This is a genomic window from Pseudomonas sp. NPDC089396 (assembly GCF_044749545.1).
Lineage (GTDB): Bacteria > Pseudomonadota > Gammaproteobacteria > Pseudomonadales > Pseudomonadaceae > Aquipseudomonas.
On the sequence record NZ_JBIVIC010000005.1, the window covers coordinates 55,433 to 77,501 of the forward strand.

The following is a 22,069-nucleotide window of genomic DNA, read 5'->3' on the forward strand; positions in this document are numbered from 1 at the left end:
ACTGCCCTCACTGATAGGAAACGCATCATGTTCAAGCCCCTTGCACTTGCCGCTGCCGTATCCGCCGTTTTCAGCCTGCAGGCCTCGGCCGCCGGCACCCAGCTGACCGTGTACACCGCCCTGGAAGCCGAGCAGCTCAAGAGCTACAAGCAGGCGTTCGAAAAGGCCAACCCTGATATCGAGATCAAGTGGGTGCGGGATTCCACCGGCATCATCACCGCCAAACTGCTGGCCGAAAAAGAGCGTCCGCAGGCCGATGCGGTCTGGGGCCTGGCCGCTTCCAGCCTGGCTATCCTCGACCAGAACGGCATGCTCGAAGCCTATGCACCGAAGGACCTGGGCAAGATTTCCGCCAACTACCGTGACCCTGCCAACCCGCCTGCATGGGTGGGGATGGACGTGTGGGCCGCGACCATCTGCTTCAACACCATCGAGGCCGAGAAGCAGGGCCTGAGCAAGCCGGTGAGCTGGCAGGACCTGACCAAGCCGGAGTACAAGGGCAAGATCGTCATGCCCAACCCGGCCTCGTCCGGCACCGGTTTCCTCGATGTGAGCGCCTGGTTGCAGACCTTTGGCGAACCCCAGGGCTGGGCTTACATGGACGCCCTGCACCAGAACATCGGGCAGTACGTCCATTCGGGCTCCAAGCCCTGCAAACTGGCGGCGGCCGGCGAGTTCCCGATCGGTATCTCGTTCGAGTACCCGGCGGTGCAGCTCAAGCGCCAGGGTGCGCCGCTGGAGATCGTTTTGCCAAAGGAAGGCCTGGGCTGGGAGATCGAGGCCACTGCCGTGATCAAGGGCTCGCCGAACGCCGAGGCGGCCAAGCGCCTGGCCGACTTCTCGGCAAGCCCGGCAGCCATGGAGTTGTACAAGGAGAACTTCGCCGTACTCGCCGCGCCCGGCATCGCCAAGCCGCAGACGGAATTGCCGGCTGACTATGAGCAGCGCCTGATCAAGAACGACTTTGCCTGGGCTTCGAAAAATCGTGACGAGATTCTGACCGAGTGGCGCAAGCGCTATGACGGCAAGTCGGAGAAAGTGGCGCAGCAGTAAGCGCTGCGAGGCCTTCGGCCTCGATCGCCGGCAAGCCGGCTCCCACAGGAACAGTGGTGGCTACGCTATCCCAGTGGGGCTTCCACAGGAACAGTGGTGGCTACGCTATCCAAGTGGGAGCCGGCTTGCCGGCGATAGGGACTGACAGGCACCTTAAATTTCACCTGAGGAAATCCAATCGATGCTCACCCCCGACCAGGTCATCGACAACACCTTCGCCCTCTATGAACGCCACGGCAGCGACGACTACATCGGCGAAGCCATCACCCAGCTCGAACACATGTCCCAGGCCGCGCAACTGGCCATGGACGAAGGCTTCGACGACGAAGTGGTATTGGCCGCGTTCTTCCACGATATCGGCCACCTATGTGGCGGCGAGGGCGACATGGGCGGCTATGGCGTGGTCAGCCATGAACGCATCGGTGCCCAATACCTGCGCCGCTGTGGGTTCAGCGAGCGCATGGCGCTGCTGGTGCAGTATCACGTGGAGGCCAAGCGCTACCTGACGTTGCGCCAGCCGGGGTATTACGCACGGCTGAGCGGGGCCAGCCGGCGGACCCTGGAGTATCAGGGTGGGGTGATGACGGAGGCCGAGGCGGATGCGTTCGAACAGGGGCCGCTGTTCAGGGTAAGTTTGCGGATGCGCGAGTGGGATGAGCAGGCCAAGGAGGTGGGCGTGCCGGTGATCGATCTGGCGGTGCTGAAGGGCAAGGCGTTGGCTCTGCTCTGAGTTGTCGGGTGTCTGTGCCGGCCTCTTCGCGGGGCAAGCCCTAGCAGACAAGCTCAAATCTGCAAAACCAGCGCCTCCAATTGCTCCTGCCGCTCCGCCTGATTCACCCGCGCCCCGGGGTTGAGCGTCGACCACTGCGGATGCGCCCGAGCCTTGCTCAAGGCCTCGGGCAGCTTGCCCTCGCGCCAGGCCTTCTCATCCAGTGGCCCCAGGCGAATGCTGTCTTGCGCCGCATGCCCACGATTTTCCAGCGCCACCATCAACTGCTGCTGGCGCAAGGCGAGCAGGCGCAGCACGTTGTCGTCCACGGTCAACTCGCGCTGGCCCTTGAGTTTGCCCATCAACCTCGAACCATAGTTGCGCGCGGTCTGCAGCGCCCCACCGGCGATGGCGCCGGCCAGTGCGGCGGCACCGAGAGTCAGACCGCCGACCAGCAGGTCGACACCCGCGCCAGCCGCCGCCCCGGCCGCCACTCCGCTACCCAGGCGCACGCCCAGCAGTTTCAGGGTTTCGGGGTTGAACAGGTCATCGCCCCAGCGCCCGTCCAGCAGCGGCAGGTCGCCGGCATTGGCATCCTCGCGGCGGAACGCATAGAGCTTGAGCAACGCCTCGACACAGCGTTGCTCGCGTTGACGTACTTCCTGGCGCAGCGCCTCGATGGCCTTGGCTTCGGCAGCCGGCTCGGCCGTAACGCTGCGCCGGCAGGCGGCGCAGTCGAGCAGCAGTTCGGCGATCAGGCGCTTGCCGCTGCGCTGACGGGCCAGGCGTTGCGCTTGCTGGTCGTCGATCAGCCGTTGCAGCGCCGGGCGGGCCTCTTCCAGCAGCAGGGCGAGGCTTTCATACAGGCGGCGCTCGCCATCCTCCGGCGGCGCCACGCTGTCGAAGCGCACCAGCGCATGCAGGCCAAGGCGGGCCAGGGCTTCGCGCCATTGCGGCTCGCGGTGCTGGCTGCTGGCGACGAAGTTGAGCACCGGCAGCAGCGGCTTGCCGCAACTGGCCAACACTTCCAGTTCGTCACGGTACTTGGCCAGCACCGGCTCGCGCGCGTCGATCACGTACAGCCCGGCATTGCTCGCCAGCAGTTGGCGCAGCACCTTGGCCTCCTGCTCGAAACGCTGGCGCGCTTCGCTGCCTTGCAGAAAGCGTTCGAGGCGGGCCGGACCGTCCAGGCGCTCGCCCGGTCGTTCCAGGCGCTCCAGGTAGTCGAGCAGGGCAATGGCGTCTTCAAGGCCAGGCGTGTCGTAGAGCTCCAGCAGCGGCTCGCCGTCTACCGACAGGCGGGCGCCCTCCACGTGGCGCGTGGTGCTGGGCCGATGGGACACCTCGCCGAAGCCCACGTCGCGGGTGAGGGTGCGCAGCAGCGAGGTTTTGCCGACGTTGGTGTGGCCGACCACGGCCAGTTTCAGCGGCTCAGTCATGGCCATGCTCCAGCCAGGTCAGCGGCGAGGTGTCTGCATGGGGCAGGCCGAGGCGGTCCAGCGCCTCGTGCCAGTCGCCCAGGCGTTCGGCGTCCAGGGCCTCGCCCGGTGCAGGCTGGAGCAGCCAGATGCGGGTGGCGCCGGCGTTGCGTGCCAGCTCCGCGAGCAGTGCCAGACTGCCGCGGTCAGGTGAGCGGCGGGGGTCGCAGGCGATCGCCAGGCGCGCGGGGGGGAAGCGGCTGAGTTGTTCGAGCAGTTTGTTGCGCGACTCGCGGCTGTCGAGCACACCGGCGTTGGTCACTGAATGGGGCAAGGCGGGTGGCCAGGGATGTTGCTCGTCCAGTTCCAGGCCCACCAGCAAGGCACCACTGCTGTCGGTGTCCATTTGGCCGGCCTGGAATTGCGGCAATGCCTCGGGCGCGGCGTCCTGCACGCCAATGCGTTCACTGCGCGGCATCAAGGATTCGCGCAGTTGCGCGTAGCCCGGCAGGCTCAGGTCCAGGGTCAGGCGCTGGCGGCCTTGACGCCAACGCCACAGGCACAGGCCGAACAGGAGCAGGCGAGGCAGCAGGCCATAGACCACGACCACGCCGAGCAGCCAGCTGGCCCACGCCTGGCGGGCGAGGTCCAGCGCCGGCAAGGTGTCGCCGCTGGCGCGGATCATGGCCTCGTCGGGTACGGCGAAACCGAGCAGCGAGGGCAGGGCACCAAGGGCCCGGGTCAGCTGAATGAAGGGCTCGGCGGCGAGCAGGGTGGTTTCCCAGACGAAGCCATAGCGCCGGGTGGCGAGCAAAGCCAGCAGCAGCACCAGCGCGCTGAGCATCGCCAGCAGCCACAGGCCGTGCACCAGCGCACCGAGCAGCCAGCGATTCAAGCGCTGGCGTTGCAGCAGCACCAGCAGCGCTGGCGCCAGGTGCGCGGCCTTGGCGTCGCGGGCGAAGCGTTCGCTCAGCCATAACCACAGGCGACCCAGGCTGGCGCCCTGTTCGCTGCTCATGGCCAGCCCAGCGACCCAGCCGAGCAGCATCAACAGGTTCACCCCGAGCAGGCTGCCCAGGGCCCAGAACACATTGACCGGGCGTTGCCCGTCACCCAGGGCGGCAAAGGCCAGGCCGGCGCCGCTGAGCACGGCCAATAGCATCAGCGCCAGCAGCGCCAGGCGTGCGCCTTGTTTCCAGTGGCTCAAGGCACTGCTGATGCCGTCACGTTCGGCGAGGAACAGGGCGCGGGCTTCGACACGCGCCGCCAGGTCGCCGCCCTGCTGGCGGGCGCGGCGGTTGGCCTCCTGGTCCTCCAGGAGGCCGGCGTGTTCCTCGCGCAGGCGCACCGCTTCGGTGAGCCAGCGTTTGTCCAGGGGAGTCAGTGCAGTCACAAGGTCTTCCATCGCACGGTTCAGGGCAGAAGCATAACCCACACGCCGGGTGCTATCCTCGCGGGCATGAATACATCACTTCCTCTGAGCCTGATCGCGGCGCATGCCGAGAACCGCGTGATCGGCATCGACAACTCCATGCCCTGGCACTTGCCGGGGGATTTCAAGTACTTCAAGGCCACGACCCTGGGCAAGCCGATCATCATGGGTCGCAAGACCTGGGATTCGCTGGGCCGGCCACTGCCGGGGCGGTTGAATATCGTGGTCAGCCGCCAGCCGGGGCTGCAGTTGGCGGGTGCCGAGGTGTTCGCTTCGCTGGAAGCGGCGCTGGAGCGTGCCGAGCAGTGGGCGCTGGAGCACGGCGTCGACGAGTTGATGCTGATCGGCGGCGCGCAGCTGTATGCACAGGCGCTGGAGAAGGGCTTGGTCAGCCGCATGTACCTGACGCGCGTGGAACTGGCGCCGGAAGGGGATGCCTGGTTCCCTGAGTTCGATCAGGGGCAGTGGCGGCGGGTTTCGAGCGAGGCGCAGGTCGAGGTGGACAAGCCTGCCTATCACTTCGAGGTGTGGGACAAGGTTTGAGGGAGCGGGGGCTGCTTTGCAGCCCTTTCGCGACACAAGGCCGCTCCTACAGGGGCTGGGTATTGTAGGAGCGGCCTTGTGTCGCGAAAAGGGCGCGCAGCGCCCTCGGCGAATTCAGCTATGGCTCAACTCGGCATGCTCGTCACCGGCCAGCACACCCTTGTCGGTCTCTTTCAGCAACTGGCTGGTCACAACGCCGGCCGTCATCGAGCCGTTCACGTTCAACGCCGTGCGCCCCATGTCGATCAGCGGCTCCACCGAAATCAGCAGCGCCACCAGCTCCACCGGCAAGCCCATGGCCGGCAGCACGATCAGCGCGGCGAAGGTGGCCCCGCCACCCACACCCGCAACACCGGCCGAACTCAGGGTGACGATCGCCACCAGGGTCGCGATCCACAGTGGGTCGAAAGTATCGATACCCACCGCAGGCGCCACCATCACCGCCAACATGGCCGGGTACAGGCCGGCGCAGCCGTTCTGGCCGATGGTCGCACCGAACGAAGCACTGAAGCTGGCGATCGATTGCGGCACACCCAGCCGGCGTGTCTGCGCCTCGATGTTCAGCGGGATGCTGGCCGCGCTGGAGCGGCTGGTGAAGGCGAAGGTCAGCACCGGCCAGACCTTGCGGAAGAAGCGCAGCGGGCTGACGCCGGTGATGGCGAGGATGATGCCGTGCACCACGAACATCAGGCCCAGACCGATGTACGACACCACCACGAAGCTGCCCAGCTTGAGGATGTCGTCTAGGTTGGAGCTGGCCACCACTTTGGTCATCAGCGCCAGCACACCGTAAGGGGTCAGCTTCATCACCAGGCGCACCAGGCGCATCACCCAGGCTTGCAGGGTGTCGATGGCCGACAGCGCACGCCCGCCTTTGTCGGCGTCGTCCTTGATCAGTTGCAGCGCGGCGAGGCCAACGAACACGGCGAAGATGACCACGCTGATGATCGAGGTCGGCTTGGCCCGTGCCAGGTCGCCCACCGGGTTGCTGGGGACGAACGACAGCAGCAGCTGCGGGATGTTGAGGTCGGCGACCTTGCCGGCATAGTCACTGTGGATGGCCTGCAGGCGTGCGCTCTCCTGTACGCCGGCCACCAGCCCTTCGGCGCTCAGGCCGAACAGGTTGGTCAAGGCCACGCCGATCAGCGCGGCGATGGCGGTGGTCAGCAGCAGCGTGCCGATGCTCAGCACGCTGATGCGGCCCAGCGAGGAGGCATTGTGCAGGCGGGCCACGGCGCTGAGGATCGAGGCGAAGATCAGCGGCATGACGATCATCTGCAGCAGGCCGACGTAGCCATTGCCGACCAGATCGAGCCAAGCGATGGTGGCTTTCAGTACTGGATGGCCAGCACCGTAGATCGTGTGCAGCACCAGGCCGAACACCACGCCCAGCACCAGGCCGAGCAAGACCTTCTTGGCCAGGCTCCAGTCGGTACGGCGGGTTTGCGCCAGGCCCAGCAGCAAGGCCAGGAACGCCAGCAGGTTGAGAGACAACGGCAGGTTCATTGAAGCTCCAGGAAAAAGCAGAAGAGGCATCGCCTCTGTGAGCGATTGCGAACGGAAATGCTAACAGCCTGAAAACAAACGAATTTATACCCAAAAGTAATTTGCTTAGTCGCTAATGGAATAACGGTTTGTCGCAAATAGCAATAAACACGGCGTTTACGGCTGCACAAAGGTCGTTATGAGGGGCGCCGGGCAGGCATTCCTGGACTAGTTTTTCCGGGATTATTTCAGGAGATCCGCACATGAAGTTCGCTCCGAAAGCCTTGGCCATCGGTTTGTCCCTGTTGTTCAGTGTCGAAACCTTCGCCACCGAACTCAAGCATTGGCCAGCGGAAGCGGCCAAGCAGCTCGATGCCATGATTGCCGCCAATGCCAACAAAGGTAACTACGCGGTATTCGACATGGACAACACCAGCTACCGTTTTGACCTCGAAGAAGCGCTGCTGCCGTTCATGGAGAACAAGGGGCTGCTGACCCGTGACAAGCTCGATCCCTCGCTCAAGCTGATACCGTTCAAGGACACCGCCACGCACAAGGAAAGCCTGTTCAGTTATTACTATCGCCTGTGCGAAGTCGACGACATGGTCTGCTACCCGTGGGTGGCCCAGGTGTTCTCCGGCTTCACCCTCAAGGAACTGAAGGCCCAGGTCGATGAGCTGATGGCCTCGGGCAAGCCGGTCCCCAGCACCTATTTCGAGGGCGATCAGGTCAAGACCATCGACGTACAGCCGCCCAAGGTCTTCACCGGCCAGGCCGAGCTGTACAACAAGCTGATGGAGAACGGCATCGAGGTCTACGTGATCTCGGCGGCTTCGGAGGAGCTGGTGCGGATGGTCGCCTCGGACCCCCAGTACGGCTACAACGTGAAACCCGAGAATGTGATTGGCGTCAGCCTGCTGCTCAAGGACCGTGCCAGCGGCCAACTGACCACCGCGCGCAAGCAGATCACCGAGGGTAAATACGATGCCAAGGCCAACGACGGCCTGGAGCTGACGCCCTACCTGTGGACACCCGCGACCTGGATGGCCGGCAAGCAAGCGGCGATCCTCACCTATATCGATGAATGGAAGAAACCGGTGCTGGTGGGTGGGGATACGCCGACCAGTGATGGCTACATGCAGTTCCATGGGGTGGATGTGGACAAAGGTGGCATTCATCTGTGGATAAATCGCAAGGCCAAGTACATGGACCAGCTGAATGGGATGATCGCCAAGCAGGCGGCGGCGCAGGCCAAGGAGGGGTTGCCGGTGACGGCGGACAAGAACTGGGTGATCGTGACGCCAGAGCAGATTCAGTAGGTTTTTATGGGGTCTGTAATGGCCCTATCGCCGGCAAGCCGGCTCCCACAAGGACACCACAGTGCTTGAGAGCGGCGCTGTCCCCTGTGGGAGCCGGCTTGCCGGCGATAGGGCCGGTACAGACATAAAAAAACCGGCGCTCAGGGCGCCGGTTCTTGTTTCACACCGTCAAGGCCTCACAGCCCTTCCAGCATCGCCTTGTTACGCACAGCACCCTTGTCGGCACTGGTCGCCAGCAGGGCGTAGGCCTTCAGTGCGGTGGTCACCTTGCGCGGGCGCACTTCGACCGGCTTCCAGCCCTTCTTGTCCTGCTCCACGCGACGCGCGGCCAGCTCTTCATCGCTGACCTGCAGGTTGATCGAACGGTTAGGGATGTCGATCAGCACCTTGTCGCCGTCGCGCACCAGGCCGATGGCGCCGCCAGCGGCAGCTTCCGGCGAGGCGTGGCCGATCGACAGGCCCGAGGTACCGCCCGAGAAGCGACCGTCGGTGAGCAGTGCACAAGCCTTGCCCAGGCCCTTGGACTTCAGGTACGAGGTCGGGTAGAGCATCTCTTGCATGCCCGGGCCGCCTTTCGGACCTTCGTAACGGATGATGACGATATCGCCGGCCTTCACTTCATCGGCGAGGATGCCGCGCACGGCGCTGTCCTGGCTTTCGAAGATCTTCGCGTTGCCTTCGAACACGTGGATCGACTCATCGACACCGGCAGTCTTCACCACGCAACCGTCGAGGGCGATGTTGCCGTACAGCACGGCCAGGCCGCCTTCTTGCGAGTAGGCGTGCTCGAAACTGCGGATGCAGCCGTTCTCGCGGTCGTCGTCGAGGGTTTCCCAACGGGTCGACTGGCTGAACGCGGTCTGGGTCGGGATACCGGCCGGGCCGGCCTTGAAGAAGGTGTGCACCGCTTCGTCATCGGTCTGGGTGATGTCCCACTTGGCGATGGCTTCTTCCATGCTGCGGCTGTGCACGGTCGGCAGGTCGGTGTGCAGCAGGCCGCCACGGGCCAGCGAACCGAGGATGCTGAAGATGCCACCGGCGCGGTGGACGTCCTCCATGTGGTACTTCTGGATGTTCGGCGCCACCTTGCACAGCTGCGGCACCTTGCGCGACAGGCGATCGATGTCGCGCAGGTCGAAGTCGACCTCGCCTTCCTGGGCAGCGGCCAGCAGGTGCAGGATGGTGTTGGTCGATCCGCCCATGGCGATGTCGAGCATCATGGCGTTCTCGAACGCCTTGAAGTTGGCGATGCTGCGCGGCAGCACCGACTCATCGTTGTCGCCGTAGTAGCGCTTGCACAGCTCGACGATGGTGCGGCCAGCGGTGAGGAACAGCTGCTCGCGGTCGGCGTGGGTCGCCAGGGTCGAGCCGTTGCCCGGCAGGGCCAGGCCCAGGGCTTCGGTCAGGCAGTTCATCGAGTTGGCGGTGAACATGCCGGAGCAGGAACCGCAGGTCGGGCAGGCGCTGCGCTCGTACTCGGCAACCTTCTCGTCGGAGGCCGTGGAGTCGGCGGCGATGACCATGGCGTCGACCAGGTCCAGGCCGTGGCTGGCAAGCTTGGTCTTGCCGGCTTCCATCGGGCCGCCGGAAACGAAGATCACCGGGATGTTCAGGCGCAGGGCGGCCATCAGCATGCCGGGGGTGATCTTGTCGCAGTTGGAGATGCAGACGATGGCGTCGGCGCAGTGGGCGTTGACCATGTACTCGACGGCGTCGGCGATGATCTCGCGGCTCGGCAGGGAATAGAGCATGCCGTCATGGCCCATGGCGATGCCGTCGTCGACCGCGATGGTGTTGAATTCCTTGGCCACGCCACCGGCGCGTTCGATCTCGCGGGCAACCAGCTGGCCCAGGTCCTTCAGGTGCACATGGCCTGGGACGAACTGGGTGAACGAGTTGGCGATGGCGATGATCGGTTTCTTGAAATCTTCGTCCTTCATCCCGGTGGCGCGCCACAGGGCACGGGCGCCGGCCATGTTGCGGCCGTGGGTGGAGGTCTTGGAACGATAATCAGGCATGAAGCGCTCCTGGCGGCTGAATCAGGTCACAAAAAGGGAAGTGAGCTTCTCTTGTCCTTTGCACCGCAGGCCGGTTGCCACTGGCACGGATGGGGGCCCAAGACACTACGGGATCGCCGCATGCTTGGCCAGAGCTCATAAACCCGCCGGGGGATGACTGGCGATGAATAGGCCGATTCTACACCGCTGGCGCGGCGAGGGAATGGCGATGTGTCTGGGCGGTGGTTTTGCACGAATGGCCGGTTGTTGTAGGACGCTTCCGAAATACACCCAGCAGGGCTGACAACACCCTCCGAAGCTTCTTAATATCCGCCGCGCCGCATGTGCGGCTTCACGAGACACGACCTTAATGGACCTTCCCAGTTTCGGTTCACACAGAACCTGCAAATTGGCACTGAGCGCGCTGCCGCCAGGGCTGCCGAGGGCTTGAGTCCATGTGACTGAGGTCTGTGGGCGCCTGCGTCGGCGCCTGGAGAACCTCATGCAACACACTTGCGAATTCCGTGATACCCCGCTCACCCTGCGCCAGGCTGCCCAGGCCCGGCGCGATGATTTCCTGCACCCGGACGGCTACGGCGAAGGCACGGCTGGCAGCTTGATGACCAGTGAGTACTCAAGCCTCGACGCCGGCCTTACCGCCAGCCAGGCCATCGACATGCTGCGCCGGGAAGCGGCGGATGCCGAAACCATCTACCAGTCCTACGTCCTCGACGGGCAGCGCAACCTGCTGGGGACGCTGTCCTTGCGCGAGCTGATCCTGGCGGCGCCGGATGAGCCCATCGAGCGCATCATGGTGCGCAATGTCATCTGCGTCTGTTCCAGTACTCGCCAGGAAGAGGTCGCGCGCAAGATCCGTGAGCATGACCTGCTGGCCGTGCCGGTACTGGACGAGGTCGGGCGCCTGGTGGGCATCGTCACCTGCGACGAGGCGCTCGACGTGGTGGTGGATCAAGCCACCGAGGATTTCCACAAGGGCGCCTCGATCACCAACCATGTCGGCAACCTGCGTGATGCCACGATCAGTCTGCTGTACCGCAAGCGCGTGCTGTGGCTGGTGCTGCTGGTGTTCGGCAACCTGTTCTCGGGGGCGGGCATTGCGGCGTTCGAAGAGACCATTGCCGCGCATATCGTGCTGGTGTTCTTCCTGCCGCTGCTGGTGGACAGCGGTGGCAATGCCGGGGCGCAGTCGGCAACCTTGATGGTGCGCGGCCTGGCGACGGGCGAAGTGGTCATGCGTGACTGGTTGCGCATGCTGGGGAGAGAGTGCGGGGTCGCGTTGGCGCTCGGTGGCACCATGGCACTGGCGGTTGCATCGCTCGGGGCACTGCGAGGCGGGCCGGAGATCGCCCTGATCGTTGCCAGCAGCATGCTGGTGATCGTGTTGCTGGGCAGCCTGATCGGCATGAGCCTGCCCTTCATGTTCACCAGGCTCAAGCTTGACCCAGCGACTGCCAGTGGGCCGCTGGTCACCTCCATCGCCGATGCGGCGGGGGTGCTGGTGTACTTCGGGATCGCTTCTTACGTGCTGGATATCTGAAATGAAAATGGGGCCGCAATGCGGCCCCATTTCCATGCGTTTGCCAATCAGCTATTAGGCAGCAAACGGCAGGTAATGCTCTTGATGTAGCGGGTTTCGGCAATTGCCGGGTGCACCGGGTGGTCCGGGCCCTGGCCGCCGCGCTCGAGCAGTTGCAGGTTGCGGTCCAGGTGACGAGCGCTGGTCAGCAGGATGTTGTTAAGGTCGTCTTCAGGCAGGTGCATCGAGCACGAGGCGCTGACCAGGATGCCGTCCTTGTTCAACATGCGCATGGCCTGCTCGTTGAGACGGCGGTAGGCCGCTTCGCCGTTTTTCAGGTCTTTCTTGCGCTTGATGAAGGCGGGTGGGTCGGCAATGATCACGTCGAAACGCTCTTCGGCAGCTTTCAGCTCGCGCAGGGCCTCGAACACGTCACCTTCGATGCAGGTCACTTTTTCGCTGATGCCATTGAGTGCGGCGTTACGCTCGACGCCATCCAGGGCAAAGCCCGAGGCATCGACACAGAACACTTCGCTGGCGCCGAATGCGCCTGCCTGCACACCCCAGCCACCGATGTAGCTGAACAGGTCGAGCACGCGCTTGCCTTTGACATAGGGTGCCAGGCGCGCGCGGTTCATGCGGTGGTCGTAGAACCAGCCGGTTTTCTGACCTTCGCGGACCGGCGCTTCGAACTTCACGCCGTTCTCTTCCAGCGCCACCCAGTCGGGTACTTCGCCGTAAACGGTTTCGACGTAGCGCTGCAGGCCTTCGGCATCACGGGCCGCAGAATCGTTCTTGAACAGGATGCCGCTTGGCTTGATCACCTGAACCAGGGCGGCGATCACGTCATCCTTGTGCTGCTCCATGGTGGCCGAGGCCAGCTGTACCACGAGGATATCGAAGAAGCGGTCGACCACCAGGCCTGGCAGCAGGTCGGAGTCGCCGTAGACCAGGCGGTAGCACGGCTGGTCGAACAGGCGCTGGCGCAGGGACAGGGCGACGTTGAGGCGGTGCACCAGCAGCGACTTGTCCAGCGGCAGCTTGATGTCACGCGACAGCAGGCGGGCGCAGATCAGGTTGTTCGGGCTCAGCGCCACGATGCCCAACGGCTTGCCGTTGGCTGCCTCGAGGATCGCCTGCTGGCCGGCCTGCAGGCCTTGCAGCGGGGTCGCGGCGACGTCGACTTCGTTGCTGTAGACCCACAGGTGGCCGGCGCGCAGGCGGCGGTCGGCATTGGCTTTGAGGCGAAGGCTGGGCAGGGACATGACGTCGCTCCGGGAAAAAAGAGCGGGAGTATAACTGGTTGGCCCTGGGATCGGTGCAGGGCACGACAAAGTGTTGGCTTGATCGCCGGCAAGCCAGCTCCTACAGGGGCAGCCTAGACGCGATCCAGTGCTAGAATCTTCCGTCCTCAACGAGTGTGCACGCATGTCCCAAGAACTCAGCGCCGAACAGATCCAGCAAGCCTTGCAAGGCATCACCATTCCGCCGCAACCGCAGATCATGGTCGACCTGCAGTTCGAGCAGTACATGCCCGACCCGGACCTGGACACCATCGCCAAGCTGATTTCCCAGGACCCCGGTCTGTCGGGTGCCTTGCTCAAGCTGGTCAACTCGGCGCACTTCGGCCTGGCCAACAAGATTGGGTCGATCCAGCGTGCGGTCAACCTGCTGGGCAGCCGCTCCATCATCAACCTGATCAACGCCCAGTCGATCAAGGGCGAGATGAGCGACGAGACCATCGTTACCCTCAACCGCTTCTGGGACACCGCCCAGGACGTGGCCATGACCTGCCTGACCCTGGCCAAGCGCACGGGCATCCAGGCGGCAGACGAGGCCTACACCCTTGGGCTGTTCCATGATTGCGGCGTGCCGCTGATGCTCAAGCGCTTCCCCAATTACATGCAGGTGCTGGAAGAGGCCTATGCCAGCGCCAGCGCAGAAACCCGGGTGGTCGATACCGAAAACCGTACCTTCAACACCAACCACTCGGTAGTCGGCTACTTCACGGCCAAGTCGTGGCGACTGCCGGAGCACATCAGCGCGGCCATCGCCAACCACCACAACGCGTTGGCCGTGTTCCGCGAGGAGTCGTCGCGCAATACCCAGAACCAGCTGAAGAACCTGCTGGCGGTACTGAAGATGGCCGAGCACATCTGCGCTTCGTACCGGGTGCTGGGCAACCAGGCCGTCGACCACGAATGGCGTGCGGTCGGCCCGCTGGTACTGGACTACATCGGCTTGTCGGAGTACGACTTCGAGAACCTCAAACAGACCATTCGCGAGCTGGGCGGGCACTGATCCATGCCAGAACTACCCGAAGTCGAGACAACCCGGCGCGGTATTGCGCCACATCTGCAAGGCCAGCGTGTCAGCCGCGTGGTGGTGCGTGACCGGCGCCTGCGCTGGCCGATTCCCGAGGACCTGGACGTGCGACTGTCCGGGCAACGTATCGTCAGCGTCGAGCGGCGTGCCAAGTACCTGTTGATCAATGCCGAGGTGGGCACGCTGATCAGCCACCTGGGCATGTCGGGCAACTTGCGGCTGGTCGAGGTCGGGCTGCCGGCAGGCAAGCACGAGCATGTCGACATCGAGCTGGAGTCGGGGCTGATGCTGCGCTACACCGACCCGCGGCGTTTCGGTGCCATGCTCTGGAGCCTCGACCCGCTGAACCATGAGCTGCTGCTGCGCCTGGGGCCAGAGCCGCTGACCGACCTGTTCGACGGCGGGCGCCTGTTCCAGCTGTCACGCGGGCGGTCGATGGCGGTCAAGCCGTTCATCATGGACAACGCGGTGGTGGTGGGGGTGGGCAACATTTACGCGACCGAAGCACTGTTCGCCGCGGGTATCGACCCCCGGCGGGAAGCAGGCGGGATTTCGCGGGCGCGCTACCTGAAGCTGGCCATCGAGATCAAGCGCGTGCTGGCGGCGGCCATTGAACAGGGCGGGACCACCCTGCGCGATTTCATTGGCGGTGATGGGCAGCCTGGATACTTCCAGCAGGAACTGTTCGTCTATGGGCGCGGCGGGATGCCGTGCAAGCTGTGCGGCACGACGTTGCGCGAGGTGAAGCTGGGGCAGCGGGCGAGCGTGTACTGCCCGCGCTGCCAGCGCTAAGCGTTGCACGGCGCCTTGTAGGAGCGGCCTTGCGTCGCGAAAGGGCTGCGAAGCGGCCCCGGCGATCCACGCATGATGCGCAGATCCCTGGGGCTGCTTCGCAGCCCTTTCGCGACGCAAGGCCGCTCCTACACGCTCAGGCCTTGCCGGTAATTCGGCGATACTTGGCCATCAGCTCATCTTCGGTTTCCGGGTGCGCTTCATCCAGCGGGATGCAGTCGACCGGGCAGACCTGCTGGCACTGCGGCTCGTCGTAGTGACCCACGCACTGGGTGCACAGGTTCGGGTCGATCACGTAGATCTCTTCGCCTTGGGAGATGGCCTCGTTCGGGCACTCGGGTTCGCAGACGTCGCAGTTGATGCAATCGTCGGTGATGATCAGGGACATGGGGACTCCGGCCGGGGCTCTGCGCCCGGGCATGTTCAACGCAATGGGCACAATTGTGCCGCATTCGCGCCCGCAGTGCACGCGGGCGCGATAATCAGGCGCTCGGGCTTACTTCTTGAACCGTTCGGTCAACGCCTCGGCCACGATCGGGTGGACGAACTTGCTGATATCACCGCCAAGCGCGGCGATTTCTCGCACCAACGTCGAGGAAATGAACGAATAACGCTCCGAAGGGGTGAGGAACAGGCTCTCGACGTCGGGCGCCAGTTGCCGGTTCATGTTCGCCAGCTGGAATTCGTATTCGAAGTCCGAAACCGCGCGCAGGCCCCGCAGGAAGACGTTGGCGCCCTGTTCCTTGGCGAAGTGCGCCAGCAGCGAAGAGAAGCCGATGACCTCGACATTGGGCAGGTGCTGGGTGACCTCACGGGCCAGCGCCACCCGCTGCTCCAGGGGGAACAGGGGGTTTTTCTTCGGGCTGGCCGCCACCGCGATGATCACGTGGTCGAAAAGCCGCGAGGCGCGTTCGACCAGGTCGCCATGGCCTTTGGTAATGGGGTCGAAAGTACCCGGGTACAACACTCGGTTCATCGCGTCATCCTGGCTGGAGTGCGTTGGGGAGTCGGATGGTAGCGCAGCGATTGCGCCCGGCCAAGTCATCCGGCCGGCTGATGGCACTATAGACAGGCGCCGTATTCGTTGTCATGCACTGTGTGCCAGGCGGGCGACCAGGGCATCGCTGAGCTTTGCGCTCAGGGCGTACACCGACAATTGAGGGTTGGCGCCGATGCTGGTGGGGAACAGCGAACCGTCATGAATCGACAGGTTTTCCAGCTGATGATGGCGGCCCAGGCTGTCGCACACCGCCTGGCGCGGGTCTTCGCCCATGGCGCAGCCGCCCATGACATGGGCGCTGCCCAGGCGGGTACGGAACAGCTCCAGGTCCAAGCCGTCGATCATGCCTAGCGTCTGCGCCAGGTCGGTCGTGGCACGGGCATCGCTGTGCAGCGGGGTAACGTGGGTGGCGCCCGCGGCGAACTGGATCTGCGCCATGCTGCGGTAGGCCCGGCGCAGGCCATCGCGCAAGTAGTCGCTGACCGGGTAGTCGAGCACCGGGGAACCATCGCCACGCAACGCCACCGTGCCACCCGGGCTTTGCGGGTGGAAACCGTCCCGCAGCAGCGCAAGCATGACGTGGGTGTGCGGCAGTTCGGCCATGCGCTGGGCATTGTCGGTGCCATGGCCGCCGAGCAAGGTGCTGGCCAGGGCCGGGTGCAGGGGCGGCACTTCCAACTTGTAGCCCACTGCGCCGTCGACGCCGTCCTGCCACTGGAAGTGGTCGCTGTAGATGGACTGCGGGGCGCCATGGAAGGGGTCGATACGTTCGTCGAAGCGCGCCGCGCTGAAATTCACCAGATGCAGGAAGGTGCGCTTGCCCAGGCGGTCGTGGGGGTCGGGCGCCTTGGAGCGCAGCAGCATGGCGGGGCTGTTGATGCCGCCGCCGGCGAGGATGTAGTGCCGAGCGCGAACCCTGATGCTTCGCCCCGTTGGCTGTATTCCTTGGGCATCCAGGGCTTGGCAGTGCAACAGGGCAATGCGTTCGCCGTCGTGCTCGAAGCGCTCGGCACGCGCGAGGTACAGCAGCTCGCCACCGTTTTCGAGCAGGGCGGGAATGCGCGTGACCAGCATTGACTGCTTGGCGTTGACCGGGCAGCCCATGCCGCAATAGCCGAGGTTCCAGCAACCCCGCACATTGCGCGGGATCACCGCCCAGCGGTAGCCGAGCTGCTCGCAACCGCGGCGCAGCACCTCGTTGTTGGCGTTGGGCGGCATGGCCCAGGGGCTGATGCCCAGCTCTTGTTCGATACGCTCGAACCAGGGGCGCATTTCAGCTTCGCCCAGGCCTTTCACATCGTGCGCCGTGGCCCAGTGGGCCAAGGTCTGCGCTGGCGTGCGAAAGCTCGAAGTCCAGTTGACCAGCGTCGTTCCGCCCACCGCCCGGCCCTGCAGGATGGTGATGGCGCCATCCTTGCTCATCCTGCCCAGGCCTTCCTGATACAGGCTGGCATAGGCTTCGCTCTCCAGCAGGTGGAAGTCGCTGCTGGTTTTCAGGGGGCCTTCCTCGATCAGCAGCACCTTGTAGCCTGCAGCGCTGAGGATCTGCGCGCTGGTGGCGCCGCCTGCGCCGCTACCGATCACGGCAATGTCGGCCTGCAGGGTGAGGTCGTGCTCCAGGCGTGAGCCGTCGCGGGCTTTCCAGCCGCGTTCGAGGCCTTGGCGAAACGGGTCGATGACAGGCATTGGCAGGGCTCTTGTCGTGGGTCAGATTTTCGGCGGGCCGGGGTAGCCACAGGCCGCCCAGGCTTCCGGGCGCTCGTACCAGGCCATCTGCAGCAGTTGCAGCAGCGAGGCGTGGCCCATGCGCAGCAGGTTCAGCGAACTGTCCTGCCAGCGCTGCAGAAACGCCGTCACCTGATCCGCGCCGGCCTGCTCCCAGGCGCCCCATATGCCCGTCAACGGCCCTCGGGTCAGGGGCAGGCTGAGCACATCGAACAGTTGCCGGGTGAGCTTGAGCATTTCCGGGGACAGCGCTGCCAGCTTGTGGTCGAGGCTGTGCAGCACCAGCACGTCGCTGGCCGCCGTCCCGGCGAGCACCACCGGGATCATGGCGCGCAGCAGTGGCAGGTCGTCGGCGCGCAGTACCTGATAGCCACTGGCAGGCGCCTGGGGGCTGCAACCGACCAGGCTGGCGGTGGCCAGGAAGGCGCTTGCGCCCAGGCTGAAACGCAGCAAGTCGCGGCGATGCATGGTGCAGGTCTCAGCGGATGAACAGTTTGTAGACCAGGCGCTGCAAGGCCTTGCCATACGGTGGGTAGATCAGGCGCGCCGCATTCAGGCGCTGCTTGGCAAGCACTGCCTTGGCCTTGCTGAAGGTCAGGAAGCCCTCGTGGCCGTGGTAGTGGCCCATGCCGGAAGGGCCGATGCCGCCGAAGGGCAAGTCATCCTGGGCCACATGCAGCAGGGTGTCGTTGAGGCATACGCCGCCCGAATGGCTGTGCTGCAGCACATGTTCCTGCTCGGCACGGGCGTAGCCAAAGTAGTACAGCGCCAAGGGGCGTGGGCGCTGGTTGATGTAGGCCAGCGCATCGTCGAGGCTGTCGTAGGGGACCAGCGGCAGCAGTGGGCCGAAGATCTCGTCCTGCATGACGTGCATGTCGTCGTTCACCTGCAGCAGCAGGTGCGGCGGCAAGCGCCGGCCCTGGCGCGGCTCGTCGGGGTACAGGTCGACTACCCGTGCACCCTTGGCGCGGGCGTCGTCCAGCAGCTGCTGCAGGCGCTGCAACTGTCGTGGGTTGATGATGGCGCTGTAGTCGGGATTCTCGGCAATACGTGGGTAGAGACGGTGAACCGCGTTGCTGTAGGCATCGCTGAAGGCTTCGAGGCGCTCGCGGGGCACCAGTACGTAGTCGGGGGCCACGCAAGTCTGGCCGGCGTTGAGGGTCTTGCCGAAAGCGATGCGCTCGGCGGCAGCGTCCAGCGGTACGCTGGCCGAAACGATGGCCGGCGATTTGCCGCCCAGCTCGAGCGTCACCGGGGTCAGGTTTTGCGCGGCGGCCAGCATGACCTGGCGACCGACGCTGGTGGCGCCGGTGAACAGCAGGTGATCGAAGGGCAGCCTGGCGAATGCCTGGCCCACCGCCACTTCGCCCAGCACCACGCTGACCAGGTCCTCAGGGAACACCCGCTCCAGCAAGGCCTTCAGCGTCTGGGCACTGGCCGGCGTGGCCTCGCTGAGCTTTAGCATGACTCGATTGCCCGCGGCCAGGGCGCAGGTCAGCGGACCGATGGCGAGGAACAACGGGTAGTTCCACGGCACGATGATGCCCACCACCCCCAGCGGCTGATACAGCACACGCGCACTGGCGGGCTGGAAGGCCAGGCCGACGGCTCTTCTGGCTGGGCGCATCCATCGCCGCAGGTGGCGCTCGGCATGACGGATACCTTGTACAGACGGCAGCAGCTCGGCCAGCAAGGTTTCATCTGCGCTGCGCCCGGAGAAATCCGTGTCGATGGCTTCGATCAGTTGCTGCTGATCCGTCAGCAACGCTTCGCGCAAGCTTTTCAGCCACTGTCGCCGTTGCGCCGCCGGTGGCATCGGGTTGCCGGCGAACGCCTTGCGCTGGGCGGCGAACGTCGCTTCCAGGTCGGTGTCGGAATGCACAGGAGGCAAGGCGATAGGCGAGGTCACGGTGGCATCCCCTCTGGGTTGAGAATGTCTAGAGCCTATACTCTAATTTGTACCATGGTGCGATTTTTTTCCCGGTACCGAGCGGTGCATCCGGGGCGTGTTACACCGTAAGATGAGCCATTACCGAAAGCCTTCAGACTGGGAGCTGAGCATGGCCCCGCGCATGAAGACCCGCGAACGCATCGTGCAGAACAGCCTGGAGCTGTTCAACCAGCAGGGCGAGCGCAGCGTCAGTACCAACCACATTGCCGCGCACATGGAAATGTCGCCCGGCAACCTGTACTACCACTTCCCCAACAAGCAGGCGATCATCGCGCTGCTGTTCAGCCAGTACGAAGAGCTGGTGGACAGCTTCCTGCGCCCGCCGCAGGGGCGCGTGGCCACGGTGGAAGACAAGCGCTTCTACCTCAAGGCGCTGCTGGCGGCGATGTGGAACTACCGCTTCCTGCACCGCGATCTGGAGCACCTGCTGGACAGCGACGCCGAGCTCGCCGCCCGTTACCGGCGTTTTTCCGAGCGGTGCCTGCGCCAGGGCCAGGCGATCTACCGCGGTTTCGTCGATGCCGGCATCCTGGCCATGGAGCCTGCGCAGATCGAATCGCTGACCATCAACGCCTGGATCGTGCTGACGTCCTGGGTCCGTTTTCTCAGTACCACGCGCGAGCATTCCGCCCACCTGGGTGAAGAAGCCTTCAAGCGTGGCGTCTATCAGGTGTTGGTGCTGGAGCTCGGCTTCGTTACCAATAGCGCGCGCAGTGCCGTGGACGCGTTGTGCCAGGAATTCCATGTTCCCTTCAACCAGGCCCTGGAACAGTAACCAGGGTCTTCGTGCCATCGATCAGGAGATTGTCATGCCCCTTGCGCAATTGATCACCCCGCAGCAGCTGGCCGAGCGTCTGGACTCGCCCAAACTGGTGATCCTGGATTGTCGTTTTGCCCTGGAGGATGCGGATTACGGCCAGCGTAGTTATGCCGAGGGGCATATCGCCGGGGCGCACTTTGCCGACCTGGAAAGGGATTTGAGCGGTCCGGTGAGCAAGGGACGAACCGGTCGCCACCCGTTGCCCGATCCGCAGCGTCTGGTCGAGCGTTTGCGCGAGTGGGGGCTGGACGACGACAGCGAGGTGGTGCTCTACGACGATGGCCCCGGTGCCTTTGCCGCACGTGCCTGGTGGCTGTTGGTGTGGCTGGGCAAGCGCAGTGACGTGTCCATTCTCGAGGGTGGCCTCAAGGCCTGGCACGCGGCGCATCTACCGTTGAGCCTCGATGCGCCGGTCAAGCGAGAGGGTTCGTTCAACGGCAAGCCGGACCCCAAGCTTTTGATCGATGCCGAGCACCTGCTCAAGCGTCTGGGCACCCCCGAGCTGACCTTGATCGATGCGCGTGCCTTGCCGCGGTTTCGCGGTGAAGTGGAGCCGATCGACCCGGTTGCCGGGCATATTCCGGGTGCGCAATGTGCAGCTTTTACCGACAACCTGGACGCGGAAGGGCGTTTCCTGACGCCGGAGCAGCTCAAGCAGCGCTTTGCTGAAAAGCTCGCCGGGCGCGAGCCCGAGCAGTTGGTCGCGTATTGCGGGTCGGGGGTAACGGCCTGCCATAACCTGTTCGCCCTGGCGTTGGCGGGGTATCCACTGGGTCGGTTGTATGCCGGGTCGTGGAGCGAGTGGATCAATGATCCGAAGCACGGTGTGGCGACGGGCGAGTAAACAGGTCTGGCCTCATCGCCGGCAAGCCGGCTCCCACAGAGACTCCACCGTTTTCAGGGGCATCTGTGGGAGCCGGCTTGCCGGCGATGAGGCCAGTCGAGTTCTATCTGCCCTCGACCAGCCATTGCGGAATCCGCCGCTCCAGGTAGTAAGCCGGATTGCGCAGGCTGCCCTCGACAAACCCCACGTGCCCACCGCGGGCATGCAGTTCGAAATGCGTCTGAGGTGCCAGCTCGCTGACCGTGGGCAGGCTGTGGCCGGATACGAAAGGGTCATCAACGGCGTGGATGATCAGCGTTGGCGTGCGGTTTTCCCCCAGGTAATAACGGCTCGATGACCGGCGATAGTAGTCGTGGGCATCGCTGAAACCGTTGAGCGGCGCAGTGACCTTGCCGTCGAAGTCCCAAAAGGTACGCAAGTTGCGCAACGGCCCCAGGCGGTCAAGTGCAGCCAGGCCCTCATGATGCCCCTGCGCACGGAAGTGCTGCTGCTTCGACTGCACATACGCCATCATCTCGCGCATGAAATGGGCCTGATAGACCTTGGAAAAACCTTGCCCGATACGGTCGGCGCACTGGTCGAGGCGAAAGGGCACCGAAACCGCCACCGCCGCTTCCAGCTGGCTGGCACAACCGCTTTCGCCCAAGTACTTGAGCAGTACATTGCCGCCCAGCGAATAACCCACGGCATACAGCGGCGCCAGTGGCCGTTCGGCGCGCAGGTGGGCGACCACCTCGGCCAGGTCCTCGCTGGCGCCGGAATGGTAGCTGCGGGCCAGCAGGTTGGGCTCGCCCGAGCAGCCGCGCCAGTTCACCGCCACGCTGGCCCAGCCACGCGCCTGCAACGCCTGCTGCAAGCCTTTGACATAGGGGGAGTGGGACGAGCCGGTCAGGCCATGCAGCACCAGCACCAGCGGCGCATCGGCCAGGTGCGGGCCATGCCAGTCGAGGTCGAGGAAGTCGCCATCGGCCAGCCACAGGCGCTCGCGGTTGCGCTCGAGCGCAGGCAGCTTTCGCCACAGCGGGCCCCACAGGGTCTGCAAGTGGGGGTTGGACAGGCCGATGGCCGGGCGGAAGGTGGCAGTGAGACTGGGCATGCTGGGCGACTCGTGTTGTGCCT

The 22,069-nt window shown here is 64.5% G+C and carries 20 protein-coding genes; 9 read left to right on the forward strand and 11 right to left on the reverse strand.

The annotated features are described in order from the left end of the window. The first annotated feature begins 27 nt into the window (after positions 1–27). Together ACIPZB_RS10590 and ACIPZB_RS10595 are read left to right on the forward strand one after the other, a co-directional pair. Positions 28–1,053, forward strand: coding sequence for a putative 2-aminoethylphosphonate ABC transporter substrate-binding protein (locus tag ACIPZB_RS10590; RefSeq protein ID WP_400640172.1), 1,026 nt, complete (start codon positions 28–30; stop codon positions 1,051–1,053). Between the two features lie 181 nt (positions 1,054–1,234). Continuing rightward, entirely contained in the window at positions 1,235–1,783 is a 549-nt protein-coding gene (locus ACIPZB_RS10595) for a phosphonate degradation HD-domain oxygenase (RefSeq protein WP_400640173.1), read from the forward strand. A 53-nt stretch (positions 1,784–1,836) separates the two neighbouring features. Here the strand turns inward: ACIPZB_RS10595 and ACIPZB_RS10600 are convergent, their stop codons facing one another. Beyond that, positions 1,837–3,201 (reverse strand): GTPase/DUF3482 domain-containing protein, encoded by a 1,365-nt coding sequence (locus ACIPZB_RS10600; RefSeq protein WP_400640174.1) that lies wholly within the window; start codon positions 3,199–3,201, stop codon positions 1,837–1,839. Next, the gene (locus ACIPZB_RS10605) at positions 3,194–4,585 is read right to left on the reverse strand and encodes a DUF2868 domain-containing protein (RefSeq protein ID WP_400640175.1); all 1,392 of its coding nucleotides are present in this window, start codon (positions 4,583–4,585) and stop codon (positions 3,194–3,196) included. The genes ACIPZB_RS10600 and ACIPZB_RS10605 overlap by 8 nt, the downstream gene beginning before the upstream one ends. A 54-nt stretch (positions 4,586–4,639) precedes the next feature. Here ACIPZB_RS10605 and ACIPZB_RS10610 point away from each other — a divergent pair, with 54 nt between their 5' ends. Next, positions 4,640–5,155, forward strand: a complete 516-nt coding sequence (locus tag ACIPZB_RS10610) for a dihydrofolate reductase (RefSeq protein WP_400640176.1) — start codon at positions 4,640–4,642, stop codon at positions 5,153–5,155. A gap of 114 nt (positions 5,156–5,269) precedes the next feature. Here ACIPZB_RS10610 and ACIPZB_RS10615 read toward each other — a convergent pair whose 3' ends face one another. After that, the gene (locus tag ACIPZB_RS10615) at positions 5,270–6,661 is read right to left on the reverse strand and encodes an L-cystine transporter (protein ID WP_400640177.1); all 1,392 of its coding nucleotides are present in this window, start codon (positions 6,659–6,661) and stop codon (positions 5,270–5,272) included. Positions 6,662–6,903: 242 nt separating this feature from the next. Here ACIPZB_RS10615 and ACIPZB_RS10620 point away from each other — a divergent pair, with 242 nt between their 5' ends. Beyond that, the gene (locus tag ACIPZB_RS10620; protein ID WP_400640178.1) at positions 6,904–7,959 is read left to right on the forward strand and encodes a haloacid dehalogenase-like hydrolase; all 1,056 of its coding nucleotides are present in this window, start codon (positions 6,904–6,906) and stop codon (positions 7,957–7,959) included. 176 nt (positions 7,960–8,135) lie between these two features. Here ACIPZB_RS10620 and ilvD read toward each other — a convergent pair whose 3' ends face one another. Further along, the gene (gene ilvD, locus ACIPZB_RS10625) at positions 8,136–9,977 is read right to left on the reverse strand and encodes a dihydroxy-acid dehydratase (RefSeq protein WP_008095814.1); all 1,842 of its coding nucleotides are present in this window, start codon (positions 9,975–9,977) and stop codon (positions 8,136–8,138) included. A 481-nt stretch (positions 9,978–10,458) separates the two neighbouring features. On the opposite strand from ilvD, the gene mgtE reads away from it, so the two are divergent. Further along, entirely contained in the window at positions 10,459–11,514 is a 1,056-nt protein-coding gene (gene mgtE, locus ACIPZB_RS10630) for a magnesium transporter (protein ID WP_400640179.1), read from the forward strand. A gap of 47 nt (positions 11,515–11,561) precedes the next feature. Here the strand turns inward: mgtE and ACIPZB_RS10635 are convergent, their stop codons facing one another. Then, entirely contained in the window at positions 11,562–12,758 is a 1,197-nt protein-coding gene (locus tag ACIPZB_RS10635; RefSeq protein WP_008095810.1) for a class I SAM-dependent rRNA methyltransferase, read from the reverse strand. Positions 12,759–12,975: 217 nt separating this feature from the next. Between ACIPZB_RS10635 and ACIPZB_RS10640 the strand changes: the two genes are divergently transcribed. Both ACIPZB_RS10640 and mutM read left to right on the forward strand, forming a co-directional pair. After that, positions 12,976–13,794 carry an HDOD domain-containing protein gene (locus tag ACIPZB_RS10640; RefSeq protein ID WP_400640415.1) on the forward strand — a complete coding sequence of 273 codons (819 nt, stop codon included), beginning with the start codon at positions 12,976–12,978 and terminating at the stop codon, positions 13,792–13,794. 3 nt (positions 13,795–13,797) lie between these two features. Beyond that, positions 13,798–14,610, forward strand: coding sequence for a bifunctional DNA-formamidopyrimidine glycosylase/DNA-(apurinic or apyrimidinic site) lyase (mutM, locus tag ACIPZB_RS10645; RefSeq protein WP_400640180.1), 813 nt, complete (start codon positions 13,798–13,800; stop codon positions 14,608–14,610). Between the two features lie 136 nt (positions 14,611–14,746). Here the strand turns inward: mutM and ACIPZB_RS10650 are convergent, their stop codons facing one another. From ACIPZB_RS10650 to ACIPZB_RS10670, 5 genes are all read right to left on the reverse strand, one after another. Then, complete coding sequence (locus ACIPZB_RS10650; protein ID WP_008095804.1) at positions 14,747–14,998, reverse strand: YfhL family 4Fe-4S dicluster ferredoxin; 252 nt, start codon at positions 14,996–14,998, stop codon at positions 14,747–14,749. 108 nt (positions 14,999–15,106) lie between these two features. Then, a complete protein-coding gene (gene coaD / locus ACIPZB_RS10655) occupies positions 15,107–15,586 on the reverse strand; it encodes a pantetheine-phosphate adenylyltransferase (RefSeq protein WP_008095803.1) in 480 nt (159 codons plus the stop codon). A gap of 111 nt (positions 15,587–15,697) precedes the next feature. Continuing rightward, positions 15,698–17,296 (reverse strand): GMC family oxidoreductase N-terminal domain-containing protein, encoded by a 1,599-nt coding sequence (locus ACIPZB_RS10660; RefSeq protein ID WP_400640181.1) that lies wholly within the window; start codon positions 17,294–17,296, stop codon positions 15,698–15,700. A gap of 21 nt (positions 17,297–17,317) precedes the next feature. After that, positions 17,318–17,803: a hypothetical protein gene (locus ACIPZB_RS10665; protein ID WP_008095800.1), complete on the reverse strand. Its 486-nt coding sequence runs from the start codon at positions 17,801–17,803 to the stop codon at positions 17,318–17,320. A 10-nt stretch (positions 17,804–17,813) separates the two neighbouring features. Then, positions 17,814–19,244, reverse strand: a complete 1,431-nt coding sequence (locus tag ACIPZB_RS10670) for a coniferyl aldehyde dehydrogenase (RefSeq protein WP_400640182.1) — start codon at positions 19,242–19,244, stop codon at positions 17,814–17,816. Between the two features lie 151 nt (positions 19,245–19,395). Here ACIPZB_RS10670 and ACIPZB_RS10675 point away from each other — a divergent pair, with 151 nt between their 5' ends. Continuing rightward, positions 19,396–20,061 (forward strand): TetR/AcrR family transcriptional regulator, encoded by a 666-nt coding sequence (locus ACIPZB_RS10675; RefSeq protein ID WP_008095798.1) that lies wholly within the window; start codon positions 19,396–19,398, stop codon positions 20,059–20,061. A 34-nt stretch (positions 20,062–20,095) separates the two neighbouring features. Beyond that, positions 20,096–20,950, forward strand: coding sequence for a sulfurtransferase (locus ACIPZB_RS10680; RefSeq protein ID WP_400640183.1), 855 nt, complete (start codon positions 20,096–20,098; stop codon positions 20,948–20,950). 103 nt (positions 20,951–21,053) lie between these two features. Here the strand turns inward: ACIPZB_RS10680 and ACIPZB_RS10685 are convergent, their stop codons facing one another. Beyond that, on the reverse strand, positions 21,054–22,046 hold the full coding sequence (locus ACIPZB_RS10685) for a hydrolase (RefSeq protein ID WP_008092942.1): 993 nt from the start codon (positions 22,044–22,046) through the stop codon (positions 21,054–21,056). Positions 22,047–22,069 lie beyond the last annotated feature (23 nt).